At 58.5% G+C, this 15,314-nt stretch carries 14 protein-coding genes; 5 read left to right on the top strand and 9 right to left on the bottom strand.

Features of this window, described 5'->3' with window-relative positions:
- Positions 1-93: 93 nt before the first annotated feature.
- From panF to MITSMUL_RS05495, 5 genes are all read right to left on the bottom strand, one after another.
- Positions 94-1,656: a sodium/pantothenate symporter gene (gene panF / locus MITSMUL_RS05520; protein WP_005840739.1), complete on the bottom strand. Its 1,563-nt coding sequence runs from the start codon at positions 1,654-1,656 to the stop codon at positions 94-96.
- Positions 1,646-1,933, bottom strand: coding sequence for a DUF997 family protein (locus MITSMUL_RS05515; protein ID WP_040635565.1), 288 nt, complete (start codon positions 1,931-1,933; stop codon positions 1,646-1,648). The genes panF and MITSMUL_RS05515 overlap by 11 nt, the downstream gene beginning before the upstream one ends.
- 144 nt (positions 1,934-2,077) lie before the next feature.
- Positions 2,078-3,373, bottom strand: coding sequence for an O-acetylhomoserine aminocarboxypropyltransferase/cysteine synthase family protein (locus MITSMUL_RS05510; RefSeq protein WP_005840735.1), 1,296 nt, complete (start codon positions 3,371-3,373; stop codon positions 2,078-2,080).
- Positions 3,374-3,480: 107 nt separating this feature from the next.
- The gene (locus tag MITSMUL_RS05505; protein WP_147653109.1) at positions 3,481-4,128 is read right to left on the bottom strand and encodes a hypothetical protein; all 648 of its coding nucleotides are present in this window, start codon (positions 4,126-4,128) and stop codon (positions 3,481-3,483) included.
- Between the two features lie 667 nt (positions 4,129-4,795).
- On the bottom strand, positions 4,796-5,701 hold the full coding sequence (locus tag MITSMUL_RS05495) for a YitT family protein (protein WP_040635562.1): 906 nt from the start codon (positions 5,699-5,701) through the stop codon (positions 4,796-4,798).
- A 226-nt stretch (positions 5,702-5,927) separates the two neighbouring features.
- Here MITSMUL_RS05495 and MITSMUL_RS05490 point away from each other — a divergent pair, with 226 nt between their 5' ends.
- From MITSMUL_RS05490 to MITSMUL_RS05480, 3 genes are read left to right on the top strand one after another with little or no spacing between them, the layout of a single operon-like run.
- The gene (locus MITSMUL_RS05490) at positions 5,928-6,701 is read left to right on the top strand and encodes a DeoR/GlpR family DNA-binding transcription regulator (RefSeq protein ID WP_248614811.1); all 774 of its coding nucleotides are present in this window, start codon (positions 5,928-5,930) and stop codon (positions 6,699-6,701) included.
- Positions 6,702-6,708: 7 nt separating this feature from the next.
- On the top strand, positions 6,709-7,617 hold the full coding sequence (gene pfkB / locus MITSMUL_RS05485; RefSeq protein ID WP_005840723.1) for a 1-phosphofructokinase: 909 nt from the start codon (positions 6,709-6,711) through the stop codon (positions 7,615-7,617).
- A 32-nt stretch (positions 7,618-7,649) separates the two neighbouring features.
- A complete protein-coding gene (locus MITSMUL_RS05480; protein ID WP_005840721.1) occupies positions 7,650-9,575 on the top strand; it encodes a PTS fructose transporter subunit IIABC in 1,926 nt (641 codons plus the stop codon).
- 353 nt (positions 9,576-9,928) lie between these two features.
- Here the strand turns inward: MITSMUL_RS05480 and MITSMUL_RS05475 are convergent, their stop codons facing one another.
- Entirely contained in the window at positions 9,929-10,390 is a 462-nt protein-coding gene (locus tag MITSMUL_RS05475) for a CYTH domain-containing protein (protein ID WP_040635558.1), read from the bottom strand.
- Positions 10,391-10,592: 202 nt separating this feature from the next.
- Between MITSMUL_RS05475 and MITSMUL_RS05470 the strand changes: the two genes are divergently transcribed.
- Together MITSMUL_RS05470 and MITSMUL_RS05465 are read left to right on the top strand one after the other, a co-directional pair.
- Positions 10,593-11,870 carry an LCP family protein gene (locus tag MITSMUL_RS05470; RefSeq protein ID WP_040635930.1) on the top strand — a complete coding sequence of 426 codons (1,278 nt, stop codon included), beginning with the start codon at positions 10,593-10,595 and terminating at the stop codon, positions 11,868-11,870.
- 316 nt (positions 11,871-12,186) lie between these two features.
- The gene (locus MITSMUL_RS05465; protein ID WP_005840714.1) at positions 12,187-13,437 is read left to right on the top strand and encodes an NAD(P)-dependent malic enzyme; all 1,251 of its coding nucleotides are present in this window, start codon (positions 12,187-12,189) and stop codon (positions 13,435-13,437) included.
- A gap of 71 nt (positions 13,438-13,508) precedes the next feature.
- On the opposite strand, the gene MITSMUL_RS05460 is transcribed toward MITSMUL_RS05465, so the two are convergent.
- Genes MITSMUL_RS05460 through MITSMUL_RS05450 form a run of 3 tightly spaced genes read right to left on the bottom strand, consistent with a single transcriptional unit; the run spans position 13,509 to position 15,313 of the window.
- The gene (locus MITSMUL_RS05460; protein ID WP_050751641.1) at positions 13,509-14,354 is read right to left on the bottom strand and encodes a type 1 glutamine amidotransferase domain-containing protein; all 846 of its coding nucleotides are present in this window, start codon (positions 14,352-14,354) and stop codon (positions 13,509-13,511) included.
- A gap of 41 nt (positions 14,355-14,395) precedes the next feature.
- Positions 14,396-14,734 (bottom strand): winged helix-turn-helix transcriptional regulator, encoded by a 339-nt coding sequence (locus tag MITSMUL_RS05455; protein ID WP_005840710.1) that lies wholly within the window; start codon positions 14,732-14,734, stop codon positions 14,396-14,398.
- Positions 14,735-14,794: 60 nt separating this feature from the next.
- Positions 14,795-15,313: an SRPBCC family protein gene (locus MITSMUL_RS05450; protein WP_040635556.1), complete on the bottom strand. Its 519-nt coding sequence runs from the start codon at positions 15,311-15,313 to the stop codon at positions 14,795-14,797.
- Between the last annotated feature and the right edge of the window lies 1 nt (position 15,314).

The following is a 15,314-nucleotide window of genomic DNA, read 5'->3' as shown; positions in this document are numbered from 1 at the left end:
AAATATCAAATCTATGGATACAGATTATTCTTTCCAAACTTTTGTCCATAACATACTGTTTATAGTATTCTCCACACTGCATCAGGATTCCTGTCACTTTGTCAAGTATTTTTGCCCCCCCCCAAGCGGACACGGCTCTTTCTCCATGCCCCAATCCTTTGGATTGGGGTCATGGCTCTCGGGAAAGAACACCTGCAGCACCTTCGCTTCCTGCGGCTTGCCGAGATAGGCGCCGAGCAGGAAGAAGGCGAGCGAGACCGTGATGCCGATCGTGATCTGGTGGAGCCCCATGAACTTGAAGCCGAGCCCCTGCGTCAGGCAGTAGGCAATCGTGCCACCGCCCATCGAGAGGATAGCGCCGAGCTTGTTCGCCCTGCGCCAGAAGAGGCCCAAGAGCAGCGTCCAGAAGAAGGCCGTCTCGAGGCCGCCAAAGGCGAACATGTTGATGAGCCAGATGAGGCTCGGCGGCGTCAGCGCGATGCAGAAGACGATGACGCCGATGACGGCCGTCGCCGCCGTCGAGAGGCGGCGCAGCTGACGCCCCGTGACCGTGCGGCCATGCTTCTGCGCATGGTGCAGGTAGACATCCTTGACGATGGCCGACGAAGCGACGATCAAGAGGCCCGAGATGGTCGAGATCGACGCGGCGAGCGGCCCGATGATGGCAAAGCCGACGAGTGCGGGCGGCAGCGCCGCGACGATTGTCTTCGGGATGATGTAGTCGACGCCGCCGTAGCTCTCAAGCGGCCCCGTCAGCACGCCGTGCGCGAGGATGCCCGTGAAGTTGACGCCGATGTTCATGAAGCCGACGACGACCGTGCCAATCAGCATGGCCTTGTGCAGGCTCTTCGTGTCCTTGTAGCTGATGCCGCGCACGACCGACTGCGGCAGCGCGATCGTGCAGATGCCAACGAGAATCCACTGCGTCAGGTAGAGGCCAACCGGCATGTGGCCTCCCGAGAGCGGCTCGAGCATCTCCGGATGGTTCAGATGGATGTTCTCCATGATGGCCGCATAGCCGCCGCCCGCCTCGAGCACGTAGTAGAGCAAGAGCGCGATGCCGACCATCATCATGATGGCGCAGCACGTGTCCGTGATGGCCACGGCGCGGAAGCCGCCGATGCTCGTGTAGAGCACGACGACGAGGCCGAAGAGCAAGAGGCCCATCTCATAGCTGTAGCCCGTGACCGTCGCGAAGAGTTTCGCGCCGCCGACGAACTGTGCTGTCATCGTGCCGCAGAAGAACAGCACGATGATGAAGGCTGCCATCGCCGCGAGGCCGTCCGACTGGAACCGTTCACGGATAATGTCGACGACCGTGACCGCATCGAAGCGCCGTGAGAGCATGGCCACGCGCTTGCCGAAGATGCCGAGCACGAGAAAGATGGCCGTGACCTGCACGACCGCCATGTAGACCCAGCCGAAGCCAATCTGCCAGGCCATGCCCGGCCCGCCGACGAATGAGCTGACCGAGCTGTAGGTCGCCACTGTCGTCATCGCGAGCACAAAGCCGCCGAGGTCGTGATTGCCGATAAAATACGACTGGACGAAATTCTTGCCGGCGTTCTGCCGGCGTACCCAGAAGCCGATGGCCACCATGAATCCCATAAAGATAAGCAATGGCAGTAGCGCAGAAAGATTCCCCTCATTTATCATGATAGGCCTCCTCTCCCGCATCGACCGCATTCTCTTCATCCTCTTCCAGGCTCATGTCCACAAACACGGTCGCCGTCAGAAGCTTGACGCCGAGTATGGCAAAGAGCCAGAAGCCGATGGTCGCCGTCCATACCCAGAGCGGCAGATGGAAGAATTCCACCCGCACATCTGCCAGCCCAAAGCCAGCAGCAATCCAGGCCGCGATCAGGATCAGGAGCAGCAGCCCCGTGGCCGCCGCCTCTTTTCGTACCTGCCGGTACTTCTCGTAGTTGTTCATTCTGTTTTCCTCCTTGTACAGTCGCACCCCCATGGTGCGTACCGTCATCCCCTATGATGACACGAAGCCGAGGCTTTGTCAAAAAAAGAGAGGCCGCGGAAAAATTCCGCGACCCCTTTGGGTAGAGAAAAGTATATCAAACGGTCAGTCAAGGGCCTTGAAGGCCTGATCGAGATCGTAAATGATATCATCGATGTGCTCCGTGCCGATGGACAGGCGAATCGTCGACGGCGTGATGCCAGAAGCGGCGAGTTCCTGCTCGTTCATCTGGGAGTGCGTCGTCGAAGCCGGATGGATGACGAGCGACTTGACGTCCGCGACATTGGCCAGCAGGCTGAAGACCTTGAGGTGGTCGATGAACTTCTTGGCCGCCTCAGCGCCGCCCTTGATCTCGAACGTGAAGATGGAGATACCGCCGTTCGGGAAGTACTTCTTGTAGAGCTCGTGATCCGGATGGTTCGGCAGGGACGGATGGTTGACCTTATCGACATGCGGGTTCTTGGCGAGGTAGTCGACGACCTTGAGGGCGTTCTCGACATGGCGCTCGACGCGCAGCGACAGCGTCTCCGTGCCCTGCAGCAGCAGGAACGCATTGAACGGCGAGAGCGTTGCGCCCTCATCGCGCAAGATCAGCGTGCGGACGTACGTAGCGAAGGCCGCTGCGCCGACATCCTTGGCAAAGCTGATGCCGTGGTAGCTCGGGTTCGGGTCAACGAACTGCGGGAACTTGCCCGAAGCGATCCAGTCAAACTTGCCGCCATCGACGAGGACACCGCCGAGCGTCGTGCCGTGGCCGCCGATAAACTTCGTAGCCGAATGGACGACGATGTCGGCGCCGTACTCGAACGGGCGCAGCTGATACGGCGTTGCGAACGTGCTGTCGACGACGAGCGGAATCTTGTGCTTATGCGCGATATCGGCGACAGCCTGGATGTCGATGAGGTTGGCGTTCGGGTTGCCGACAGACTCGATGTAGACGGCACGCGTATTCTCCTTGATGGCCTCCTCGAAGACCTCGACGCCCTTCGTCGGATCGACGAACGTCGTCTCGATGCCGTAGTTCGGGAACGTGTGCTCAAAGAGGTTGTAGGTGCCGCCGTAGATCGTCGTAGCTGCGACGATGTGCTGGCCGTGATGGACGAGTGCCTCGAGCGTGTACGTGACAGCAGCTGCACCAGATGCGACAGCAACAGCAGCGACGCCGCCTTCGAGTGCGGCAATGCGCTTGGAGAAGACATCCTCCGTCGGGTTCGTCAGGCGGCCGTAGACGTTGCCGGCATCCTTCAGTGCGAAGCGGTCAGCAGCGTGCTGCGCGTTGTGGAACACGAAGGACGTCGTCTGGTAGATTGGCACAGCGCGCGCGTCCGTAGCGGGATCAGCCTGCTCCTGACCAACATGCAGCTGCAGTGTCTCAAAATGGTACTTTCTCTCTTCACTCATGAATAACGGCCCCTTTCTATCGGCAAACGTAGCTTAAACATATCTGATTAATATGTTTACATTATAGATGTAACTCTGTAACTTGTCAAGCCAGAAACCTGAAAAAATCAGGACTTTGTCGATACTTTTTTCGCATCATCCGCGACAGGCGTACTCCTGTCCAAAGGCCAGAGGAAGCCGTGCAGGTTAGCATCGTTGACGACACGCTCCATGCAATTGAGGGCGAGATACGAGGCCGTGCCGGCCGAGGAGTACTCATCGTCGAAGAAGTCGGATGCCTTCTTGTGGACGAGCTTGTCCTTCGTGCGGTCGTAGACGATGAGCTGTACTTCCGCGTGGCTGTGCAGGATCATGCCGCGGTCCCAGTACCAGCTCATGGTCGTGTACTGCTCGTACTCGGCGAGGACCGGGATGACGACGAGGTCCGCATTGAGCTTCTCGGCAATCGGCTTGGCAAGGTCCTTGATGCGGACCTTGCCCGTCAGCTGTCCCTCCGCCTCATCCCAGGCCGCGAGACAGTCTTTCTCGGGGATGAACTCGACCGCCTTGAGCGTGTCATTGAGCGGCACGTGCAGCGCGCGGTCAATCTTAGTCTCCAGCTGGTCCTGCACCGAAGCGTCCGGCTGCTGCCAGCTCTCGATGACGAGCGGGAACTGCGCAATGCGCTGCGGCTGCCGCCCCGCGGCAAGAGCCGGGACCGCGAGCAGGAGGAGCATCAGCATGGTGATGCAGGAACGAGTGATGATGTTTCGCATAAAGATACCTCCTTTGTTTTTGGCGATGAAGTTACGTTCGGCAATGGATGGGGATGACATCGGGGATGGAGGCGGGGATAGTGCGGCCGGGAAGGGCAGAGACAACGCTTCGTGGCGCAGCTGGCTAAAAGATTTTTCAGCCTTTAATTGAGCCTTGAAAAGGAACGAAAACGCGCTGCGCTTGGACGATCGTTCTTTTCAAGGAAAGTAGTGTAGGCTGAAAAATCTTTCTTGACGCCAGCTGCGAACACTCCGCTCCTGTCCCCGCCCCTCCCGGCATGCCACGCCGCACGGTCTCCTGCCTCGGGGGCGACCTTCGGATTGTCACTTGCCCCCGCCCCAGACAGGACGAGTTTCAGCCTGCGTTCCTAGACAGAGATATTTCCTCGGCCATGCTAAGTGGCGCAATAGATGCTCTCCAAGGAAATTTTCGGGAGAAAAAGGAGCCAAAGGCCGTGGCCGAGGCGCTGACGTAAGCGAAGCTTTGGCAATGGCCGTCAAGAAAATTTTTTCAGGCTACAAGCTGCCCTTGACGAGAATCGTCGTCCAAGCGCAGCGCGTTTAGATTCTCGGCAAGGATTGATTAAAAGCCTGAAAAAATTTTTAGGCCATTGCCCAGCGAAGCGTCGGCAGTGCCTCGGCCACGAGCCGCCTCACCTCGCAAAACTCAGTGAATCGCCTTCTTCTTGAAGCGCCCGCCGACGATGTCATGGACGGCGTTGATCGTGACGAAGGCGTTCTCATCTTTCTCGAGCACGATTTCCTTGAGCTTGTCGACCTCGAGGCGCGTGACGACGCAGTAGAGCACTTCCTTGGCCTCGCCCGTGTAACCGCCCTGCCCGTGCAACAGCGTGACACCACGGCCGAGTCGGTCATTGAGGGCCGAGGTGATCTCATCGTGCTCGTTCGTGACGATCATGACGGCGTACGACTCGTCGAGGCCCTTGATGACGACATCGATCATCTTCGAGATGACGAAGTATGCGACGAGCGAGTACATCGCCTTGTCCCAGCCGTAGAGCAGGCCCGCACTCGACAGGATGAAGAGGTTGATGAACATGACAACCTCGCCGACCGAGAAGACCGACCGGCGGTCCATGATGATGGCGACAATCTCCGTGCCGTCGAGCGAGCCGCCCGCGCGGATGATCAGGCCGACGCCGAGACCGTCGATGATGCCGCCGAAGATTGCCGCGAGGAACGGGTCATCCGTCACTTTCGGGATTGGCGCAAACACCGCCGACCAGACCGACAGGATACAGATGGCAATCGTCGTCGCAATCGCGAAGTTCTTGCCGATCTGCTTGTAGCCCAGATAGAGGAACGGGATGTTCAAGAGGACCAGGAACACGCCGAGAGACAGCCCTGTGATCGACGACATCATGATTGAGATACCGACGATACCGCCGTCGATGACATTGTTCGGGATCAGGAACAGCTCGAGGCCAATGGCCGCAATCAATGCGCCCATGAAGATCATCAGATACTTCTTGACGTAAAATGACGCCTTGCGGTGCTGGCGGATGACGGCCTTCGCCTCCGCTTTGCCGGGCAGGTGGTGGATATCGTTCATATGATTCTCTCCTACTTTCTCTTTCACTTTCTTCCTATTTATAACTTTATTATAGCGAAAAAGGATACAATCAGCCATGAAATTCTTATGAAAATGGCCAATTCTGTTACAGAAATCTTTTTGTATTGCTCATCCGTGAGAACCTCGTCGGGTTCTCGCTTCTTTCTCCGTATTTCTTCATATTGTTTGACGAGTATGATTGACTTTGATTGACTTTGATGATATTATGGAAGTACAGAAAGGTGTGAACGCCATGCTTACGGAAGAACGATATGCGACCATCCTGCGCATCCTCAAAGAGAAACAGGCGGTGACGGTCCCGGAACTCACCCGGGCGCTCTGCACATCGGAATCCACCATCCGACGCGACCTGACCGCGCTCCACAAGCGCGGCATGCTCTACAAAGTCTACGGCGGCGCGACTTCCATCGACAGCAACTACACCGCGATGGAAGAAGACATGCCGACCAAGAGCAGCCGCTGCACCGAGGAGAAGATTGCCATCGCGCGGCGGGCGGCCAGCCTCGTGACCCGCAAGGATTTCGTCTACATCGATGCCGGGTCGACGACGCTGCACATGGTGGACTTCCTGCAGGAGCGCCAGGCCGTCTATGTGACGAACGGGCTGCCGCATGCCTCGCGCCTGTCCCTCAAAGGCTTCAAAGTCTTCCTGCTCGGGGGGCGCCTCAAGGCCGTCACCGAAGCCGTCATCGGCACGGAGGCCCTGCGCAACCTGGAGCTCTACAATTTCACCAAGGGATTTTTCGGTGCCAATGGCATCAGCATCAAGTCCGGCTTCTCCACGCCGGACTCTAGTGAAGGGCTCGTCAAGAGCGAGGCCCTCTCGCGCTGTGAGCACGCCTACGTGTTGGCCGATCAGTCGAAGTTCAACAAGATCTCGCCGATCACCTTCGCCAACATCTCGAGTGCGACCATCATCACCGGACATCTAAGAGACAAGAAGTATCGGGATTGCACGACAATCCTGGAAGGAGAGTAAGAGAAGAATGATCTACACCGTAACTTTCAACCCGTCGCTCGACTACATCGTCCGCCTCGATTCCTTCACCGCGGGTGAGATCAACCGCGTGAACTACGAGCAGGTCCTCGGCGGCGGCAAGGGCATCAACGTCTCCATCGTCCTCGGCAACCTCGGCCATGAGAGCACCGCGCTCGGCTTCACGGCAGGCTTCACGGGCGAAGAGATCAAGCGCCAGCTCGACGGCTTCGGCGTCAAGCACGACTTCGTCCATCTGCCAGAAGGCTTCACGCGCATCAACGTCAAGGTCAAGGCCGAGAAAGAGACCGAGATCAATGGCCAGGGCCCGGACATCAGCGAGGCAAAGCGCGAAGAGCTCTTCGCCAAGCTCGACAAGCTCACCGAGGGCGACACCCTCGTGCTCGCCGGCTCCATCCCGAAGACGCTGCCGGATGACATCTACGAGAAGATCATGGCCCGCCTCGAGGGCCGCGGCATCCGCATCATCGTCGATGCCGAGAAGAAGCTCCTTCTCAACGTCCTCAAGTACCATCCGTTCCTCATCAAGCCAAACAACCACGAGCTCGGCGACATGTTCGGCGTCAAGCTCACGACGGACGAGGAGATCATCACCTACGCCAAGAAGCTCCAGGAGAAGGGCGCACAGAACGTCCTCATCTCGATGGCCGGCGACGGTGCCATCCTGTTGACGGCAGATGGCCAGCACTACAAGAGCCCGGCCCCGAAGGGCAAGCTCATCAACTCCGTCGGCGCTGGCGATTCGATGGTCGCAGGCTTCATCACGGGCTACACGGAGTCGCAGGGCGACTTCAAGACCGCCTTCCACATGGGCGTCGCTACGGGCTCGGCTTCCGCGTTCAGCGAAAACCTCGCCACGCGCCCGGAAGTTGAGGCACTCTTAAAGACAATCATCTGATTCATTCTATATATAGTTAAGGGGAGAAATCTATGCGTATCACTGACTTGCTCAAGAGCGAGAGCATCGCCCTTGGCCAAAAGCCTGCTGACAAGCAGTCAGCAATCCGTCAGCTCGCTGACCTCATGGCAGCCTCTGGCAATCTTTCCGACAAAGAACAGTACCTCAAAGACGTCTTCGCCCGCGAAGCTTCGGGCACGACGGGCCTCGGCGACGGCATCGCGACGCCGCATGCCAAGAGCACGGGCGTCAAAGAAGCCGGCCTCGCCGCCATGACGGTGCCTGCAGGCATGGACTTTGAGTCCATGGATGGCAAACCGGCCCGCCTGTTCTTCATGATCGCGGCACCGGATTCCGCCAACGACGCACACATCCAGATCCTGCAGCAGCTCGCCATGATGATCATGGACCCGGACTTCAAGGAAGCCCTGATCGCCGCCAAGACGAAAGAAGAGTTCCTGCACCTCATCGACCTCAAGGAAGATGGCAAGTTCGAAGCGCCGAAGGCAGAAGCTGAGGCAGCTGAGGGCGAAGCCGTCGAAGCTGCACCGGCAAGCGACCACATCCAGATCCTCGCCGTCACGGCCTGCCCGACGGGCATCGCCCACACCTTCATGGCAGCCGAGAGCCTCGAGCAGCACGCCAAGAAGCGCGGCATTTCTATCAAGGTCGAGACGAACGGCTCTGGCGGTGCCAAGAACATCCTGACAGATGCTGAGATCGCCGCTGCCGACGGCATCATCGTCGCAGCCGACAAGAACGTCGCCATGGCCCGCTTCAACGGCAAGAAAGTCGTCATCACGAAGGTCGCCGACGGCATCAACAAGGCCGATGAGCTCATCGACCGCGCCCTCAAGGGCGATGCGCCGGTCTACCACGCATCGGGCAGCGACACGGAAGAGAGCGCTGCTGACGTCCAGGGCGAGAGCCTCGGCCGCCAGATCTACAAGCACCTGATGAACGGTGTCTCGCACATGCTGCCGTTCGTCGTCGGCGGTGGTATCCTCATCGCCCTGGCCTTCCTGTTCGATGATTACTCCATCGACCCGAAGAACTTCGGTTCCAACACGCCGCTCGCAAAATTCTTCAAGGACATCGGCGGTGCCTCCTTCGGCTTCATGCTGCCGGTCCTCGCCGGTTTCATCTCCATGTCGATTGCTGACCGCCCGGGTCTCGCCGTCGGTTTCGTCGGCGGTGCACTCGCTGGCACGACGGGCTCCGGCTTCCTCGGCGCCCTGATCGCCGGCTTCCTCGGCGGCTACATCGTCAACTTCCTCAAGAAGGCCTCGAAGTGCCTGCCGGAGTCCCTCGAGGGCATCAAGCCGATGCTCATCTATCCGTTCTTCGGCATCCTGATCATGGGCTTCATCAGCCTCTTCATCATCGCGCCGCCGGTCTCCGCCATCAACGGCTGGATGGTCGACACGCTGAAGAACATGGACCCGTCGGCCCGCATCTTCATGGGCATGATCGTCGCTGGCATGATGGCCGTCGATATGGGTGGCCCGATCAACAAGGCTGCTTACGTCACGGGCACGGGCCTCTTGGCTTCCGGTGAGTTCCACGTCATGGCTGCCGTCATGGCAGGCGGCATGGTCCCGCCGCTCGCGATTGCCCTCTGCACGACGTTCTTCAAGAACCGTTTCACGGAGAGCGAGCGCAAAGCCGGTATCACGAACTACGTCATGGGCCTCTCCTTCATCACTGAGGGCGCCATCCCGTTCGCCGCAGCTGACCCGCTGCGCGTCATCCCGTCCTGCGTCGTCGGCTCGGCCGTCACGGGTGCCCTGACGATGGCCTTCGATTGCACGCTGCGCGCACCGCACGGCGGCATCTTCGTCGTCCCGACCATCGGCAACCCGCTGATGTACCTCGTCTCGATCCTCGTCGGCGCCGTCGTCGGCTGCGTAATCCTTTCGATCCTCAAGAAGCCGCTCAAGAATGGTGAAGACAAATAAACACATCCCGCTATAAGTAAAGAGCGCTGGACCGCGTCAGCCACGGTCCAGCGCTCTTTTTTGCTTTATTCTGTTTATCCACAAAGAAATCCACAGCTGTGGATAAATCTCATTTTCCTCGGTTTTAATCCGATTTCCTACTATAATATATACAGGCAGTTGTGCATATTGTGGTTAAAATCAACGACTCTTGTCCACAAATTCTGTGGATAATGTGGATAAATCCGTGGATAACCCCATATATACACCGTACTCCTGCCCGCAGCCCCATATATTGGGTTTCAGCCGCGCGATTTTCCCACGTCTGCCTGTGGATATCTAGCGAAGCGCCGAGACGACTTATACACAGCCTCTTACTTCCACTCCCGATACGGATGGTGAATCAGGCTCGAATTGTAGTAACGCACATCGCCCGAGACCTCCGCCCCAATCCAGTGGGGCTTTATGAACGCAGCATCTTCTGTGGGCAGCTCAATTTCCGCCACAACGAGCCCCTCATTGGCACCCGCGAACACATCGACCTCCCATGTAAAGCCGCCGTACGACTCGAGGAAGCGCCGCTTCTCGATCAGTGGCTGCTCGCAAAGAGCGAGCATGGCCTCCGCATCAAGAAGCGGGATCTCGTACTCGAACTCCGCACGTCGTGTGCCCTCGTTTCGCCCCTTGACCGTAAGGAAGCCCTTCTCCCCCTTGATGCGCACGCGCACCGTGCGCTCTGGCACCGAAGAGAGGTAGCCCTGCGCGATGCGCATCCCTTCTGTCTGCGGCTGCCAGCCCTCCTTGACAAGGAACTTGCGTTCAATCTCTGCTGCCATATCCATCATCCTTTCTGCCATCTTGTTTCATTCCTGTCCTTATTCTACCATCTATCCATCGATTTTTCAGGCTTGCCCGCTACGATATGGTGTGGATACGAATAAAGTAATTGCACATCCCACGCGCTTTCCTTATAATGTAACTATAAATGTGCCCTGCTAGAATAGCAGGGATTTATGCTTGATTTTGAGAAAAGAAGGTATCATTTTGCAAACGAATCCGATCCCGCCTCGCCAGCCGCGCCGTTCACGCCGCCGGCATCGAGGTCTCTTTTGGGGGCTCCTGATTGTCGCCTTTATCGCGGCGGCTGCCATGGGCGCGCTCTTCGCGTCGAACAGCCTGCTCGACAAGTCGGCCGATGACGTCGTTGAGGAGGGCCTGCTGACTTCCAAGGACAAGACGACCATCATGATCATGGGCGTCGACGAGCGCGATGACGACGTCGGCCGCAGCGACACGCTGATGGTCGCGACGCTCGACCCGAAGAAAGACCAGGCCGCGCTGATGTCCATCCCGCGCGATACCCGCGTCAAGATCAAGGGACACGGCTGGGATAAGATCAATGCCGCCTACGCCTACGGCAGCGCCAAGGGCGGCCCTGAGGCGGGCGAGAAGCTCGCACAGCGCACCGTCGAGGACTTCCTCGGCGTCAACATGGACCACTACGTTGTCGTCAACATCCAGGCCTTCCAGAAAATCATCGATGCCATTGGCGGCATCGACATCGATGTCGAGAAGCGCATGTACTACGAAGACCCGTGGGACGACGACGGCGGCCTGATCATCGACCTGCAGCCGGGCATGCAGCACATGGACGGTAAGACGGCCGTCACCTACGTGCGCTACCGCGACGAAGAGGGCGACATCGGCCGCATCAAGCGCCAGCAGAAATTCATGAAAGCCTGCATGGACAAGATCACGTCCCCGGCCATCATCCCGAAGCTGCCGAGCGTCATCGGCGAAGTTATGTCCTCCGTCAAGACCGACCTCTCCTTCCGCCAGCTGCTCGAGTTCGCCGGCACGCTCAAGGAAGCCCAGAAGAACGGGCTCAAGACCGAGATGGTCCCGGGCAAGCCGCTCTATATCGACGGCGTCAGCTACTGGATCCCGGACCTCCAGAAGCTGCGCACGACGCTGGCCGAGACACTCGGCATCACGCTGAACGCCAGCGAGAAGGCCCAGCTTGAACGCACGCAGCACGAGTACGAGAGCTCCATCCCGGCGGGTGCCACCTCTGCCCCGTCGACGACGAAGGCGAAGAGCAGCTCGAGCACGAGCAGTTCCAAGAATTCTAGCTCGAGCAAGAGCAGTTCGAGCAGCAGCTCCAGTTCGAGGAGCACGAGCCGCTCGAGCTCCGAGGGGACGAGCGACCACTCTACGAGCAGCTCGCATGCGGGCAGCACGCACACGACAGCAGCCCCGGCCGAGACGGCGCCAGCCGCTCCGACGCGCAGCAGCAACACAGCAAAGACACATTAAGACACCGTCTTTCGACAAGCATACCAATATGAGCCTTTCCTGCCAAACAAATTGTAGGAAAGGCTCATATTATTATGGCAACTTATTTCACTATTAACAAATTATATTTGTATTTTTATTTCAACAACAATATAATAATATGCAACACGTTTTTACAGTTTGAACATGGTTGTAACTAAAGTTTACTGTAAAATGTAACGTTTATCACAAGTATAACTCAATAACCCTATCATAAACGTCAGCCTTGCTTTCCCCATCGCCTGACGAGCGCGATTCTGCGCAGACAAGAAGCAAAGCAAGAAAGGAAGTATCCCCCATGAGCAAATTGACGGACCAGGCATTAGCCTTGCACAAGGAACACCACGGCAAGATCGAGATGCACAGCAAAGTCCCCCTCCAGAAGGCCAAGGACCTGACGCTGGCTTATTCGCCTGGTGTCGCTGCACCGTGCCTCGAGATCAAGAAGGACTACAATAAGATCTACGACTACACCAACAAGGGCAACACGGTTGCCGTCGTGACGAATGGCAGTGCCGTCCTCGGTCTCGGCAACATCGGCGCCGGCGCCGGCCTGCCGGTCATGGAGGGCAAGTCCATCCTGTTCAAGGGCTTTGCTGGCGTTGACTCCGTCCCCATCTGCCTCGACACGCAGGACGTCGACGAGATTGTCCGCGCCGTCGAGCTCATGGCTCCGACCTTCGGCGGCATCAACCTCGAAGACATCAAGGCACCGCAGTGCTTTGACGTCGAGCGCCGCCTGCGCGAGAAGCTCGACATCCCCGTCTTCCACGATGACCAGCACGGTACGGCCATCGTCGTCGTCTCAGCGCTGATCAACGCCTTCAAGCTCACGGGCCGCAAGTTCGAGGAGTCGAAGTTCGTCCTCAACGGTGCCGGCGCTGCCGGCCAGGCCATCACGCGCCTGATCCACAGCATGGGCGGCCGCGACATCATCCTCTGCGACCGCATGGGCGCCATCTACGAGGGTCGTCAGGAAGACATGAACCCCTACAAGGATGATATCGCCAAGATCACGAACCCGCAGCACGAGAAGGGCCAGCTCGCCGATGTCATCAAGGGTGCCGACGTCTTCATCGGCGTCTCCATCGCCGGTGCCGTCACGCAGGACATGGTCCGCTCCATGAAGAAGGACCCGATTGTCATGGGCATGGCCAACCCGACGCCGGAGATCATGCCGGACGAGGCCTATGCTGCCGGTGCCCGCATCGTCTGCACGGGCCGCAGCGATTACCCGAACCAGGTCAACAACCTGCTGGCCTTCCCGGGTATCTTCCGCGGCGCCCTCGACGTACGCGCCAAGGCAATCAATGAAGAGATGAAGATGGCCGCAGCAGAGGCCATCGCCGATCTCATCGACGAGAAGGAGCTCGACGAGCAGCACGTCATCACAAGCCCGTTCGACCCGCGCGTCGCCCCACAGGTCGCAGCAGCCGTAGCAGGTGCCGCCATCAAGACCGGCGTCGCCCGCCTCACCGACATCACGCCCGAACAGGTCGCCGAGCACACCCGCCAGCTCCTCGCAGACGAGCACGCCAGCGAGGCCTGAGCCTGACAGCATAAATACACAAAAGAGCCGGATACCAACAAGGGTATCCGGCTCTTTTTATAGGCTTGGCATCACTCAGCCTGCAAGGTCTTGTCCAGCTCTTTGGCCAGTTCGATGTCCGAGGACGGATTCTGGCCTGTGATGAGCTCGCGGTCATGGACGACGTGGCTACCGTACATGCCGTCGACGCGCATCTTGCCGCCCGCAATCTGCAGAGCTTGCTCGACGTGAAACGGCATCTCCGTGCCTTTTGCGACTTCACCCGGCCATTCCTCGGCATCTGAGAGAACCGTCATCTCGTAGCCGCTGTAGATCCAGCCCTTGGCAGCAGCCATGGCTCCCTTCGCATCATGCGAGACAAGCGCCTGACGGTAAGCTGCGGCATCCGGCAGAGCTGCAAGCATCGCAGACGGGCCATGACAGATGAACGCCGTCGGCTTCTGCTTCTCGTGGAAGTAGCGCAAGATTGTGCCGAGATCCTTATCCTGCATGAGGTCCGTCATCGGCGCATGGCCGCCCGGCACAAAGATGGCTGCATACTGGTCGAGGCCGCCCTTGATGGCGTCCTGCAGCGAGATGGGCTTGAGACCATTGACGAACGCCACAGCCTTGGCGCGCGCTGCTTCATCGCCGCCAAAGAACTTCTTGTCGTTCGACCCCTTGTCCATGACGGGCATCTCGCCGCTCGGCGTGGCAAGCACGATCTCATAGCCGCGCTCTGCCAGATACTCCGTCGGCACGGCGAATTCATTTAGGAAGAAGCCGACATTCATGATGCTCTTATCGGCGAGCTCCATCTGAGACTGGCTCGAAGCCACGACGAGAATCTTGCCCTTGCTGGCAGCAGCCTCCGAATGGCCGCCAAAGAATGGCAGCATCAGCAGCGCGGCCAAGCACAAGAAAAGAAGACGCTTCATAAAAATCCCTCCTGTTGATCTCATCTCCTGCCAGAGAGCCGTCATTCCTCAGCCCCGGGCAGTATTCTCTGCTTCATATTCACCTTGCCCCATTCGCACATCGCCTCGATGATGGGAGACAAGCTCTGGCCGAACTCGGTCAGGCTGTACTCCGTGCGCGGCGGCACGACGGGGTAGACCTCGCGGTGTATGACGCCGTCTGCCTCGAGCTCGCGGAGCTGCTGTGTCAGCATCTTCGGCGTCGCTTGCGGAATCAGGCGGTGCAGTTCGCCATAGCGGTGCGTCCGCTGCATCAGGTGCCAGAGGATGATGCATTTGTATTTGCCGCCAATCAGGCTCAGCGCTGCCTCAACCGGGCAATGGAACATTGCTTCCTTCATCAAACGCTCACTCCCATCTGCCAACACCTTCTACAACCATCCGGCCAGCTCCAGCAACATTCATGCCTGATGTGCCGCCAATACCGTAGCAGCGAGGCCGCGAACCCATTCCTGATGACCGATATTCATCGGGTCCTTCGGATCTTCATGGAGCTCAGCCGCCGGCTTGCCCTTCTGCGACTCCTGCGTCAGGATGCGCACGCGACCCTCCGATAGATCCTCGATGAGCCAGGCGTGGATGACATCAAGGCGATGCTCTGCGTCGCCTTCAGCCCAGCCATGCCATGCCAGGCGGCCCGGCTGACCGTCATGCGGTGCCTCAAACTCCGTAATCTCTGCCTCAATCGGGAAACCGAACGTCTTGAAGCGGAAGCGCGTATCCGGTGCCAATTTCGTGCCCTCCGTATTGTCGAACTCGACATCAGCGACATTGCTGTAGTACGTCGGCCAGATGCTTGTATCGATGAGGTTCGCGAACGTCTCCTCTGCGTTGATGCCTCTGACGATGACCTCATTCGAGGCGAAGTTGTCCGTGAAGCCCGGCAGGTAGTCATGCGGCCAATTGATTTCGTTTAACATA

It is taken from the genome of Mitsuokella multacida DSM 20544, from assembly GCF_000155955.1.
Taxonomy (GTDB): domain Bacteria; phylum Bacillota; class Negativicutes; order Selenomonadales; family Selenomonadaceae; genus Mitsuokella; species Mitsuokella multacida.
Note: the sequence above shows the minus strand (reverse complement) of the source record. Positions and strands in the feature narration are given on the sequence as shown.

Coding starts and splice junctions, on each gene's coding strand:
- panF (WP_005840739.1), bottom strand. CDS start 1,656: ATGATAAATGAGGGGAATCTTTCTGCGCTACTGCCATTGCTTATCTTT.
- MITSMUL_RS05515 (WP_040635565.1), bottom strand. CDS start 1,933: ATGAACAACTACGAGAAGTACCGGCAGGTACGAAAAGAGGCGGCGGCC.
- MITSMUL_RS05510 (WP_005840735.1), bottom strand. CDS start 3,373: ATGAGTGAAGAGAGAAAGTACCATTTTGAGACACTGCAGCTGCATGTT.
- MITSMUL_RS05505 (WP_147653109.1), bottom strand. CDS start 4,128: ATGCGAAACATCATCACTCGTTCCTGCATCACCATGCTGATGCTCCTC.
- MITSMUL_RS05495 (WP_040635562.1), bottom strand. CDS start 5,701: ATGAACGATATCCACCACCTGCCCGGCAAAGCGGAGGCGAAGGCCGTC.
- MITSMUL_RS05490 (WP_248614811.1), top strand. CDS start 5,928: ATGGAAGTACAGAAAGGTGTGAACGCCATGCTTACGGAAGAACGATAT.
- pfkB (WP_005840723.1), top strand. CDS start 6,709: ATGATCTACACCGTAACTTTCAACCCGTCGCTCGACTACATCGTCCGC.
- MITSMUL_RS05480 (WP_005840721.1), top strand. CDS start 7,650: ATGCGTATCACTGACTTGCTCAAGAGCGAGAGCATCGCCCTTGGCCAA.
- MITSMUL_RS05475 (WP_040635558.1), bottom strand. CDS start 10,390: ATGGCAGCAGAGATTGAACGCAAGTTCCTTGTCAAGGAGGGCTGGCAG.
- MITSMUL_RS05465 (WP_005840714.1), top strand. CDS start 12,187: ATGAGCAAATTGACGGACCAGGCATTAGCCTTGCACAAGGAACACCAC.
- MITSMUL_RS05460 (WP_050751641.1), bottom strand. CDS start 14,354: ATGAAGCGTCTTCTTTTCTTGTGCTTGGCCGCGCTGCTGATGCTGCCA.
- MITSMUL_RS05455 (WP_005840710.1), bottom strand. CDS start 14,734: ATGAAGGAAGCAATGTTCCATTGCCCGGTTGAGGCAGCGCTGAGCCTG.
- MITSMUL_RS05450 (WP_040635556.1), bottom strand. CDS start 15,313: ATGTTAAACGAAATCAATTGGCCGCATGACTACCTGCCGGGCTTCACG.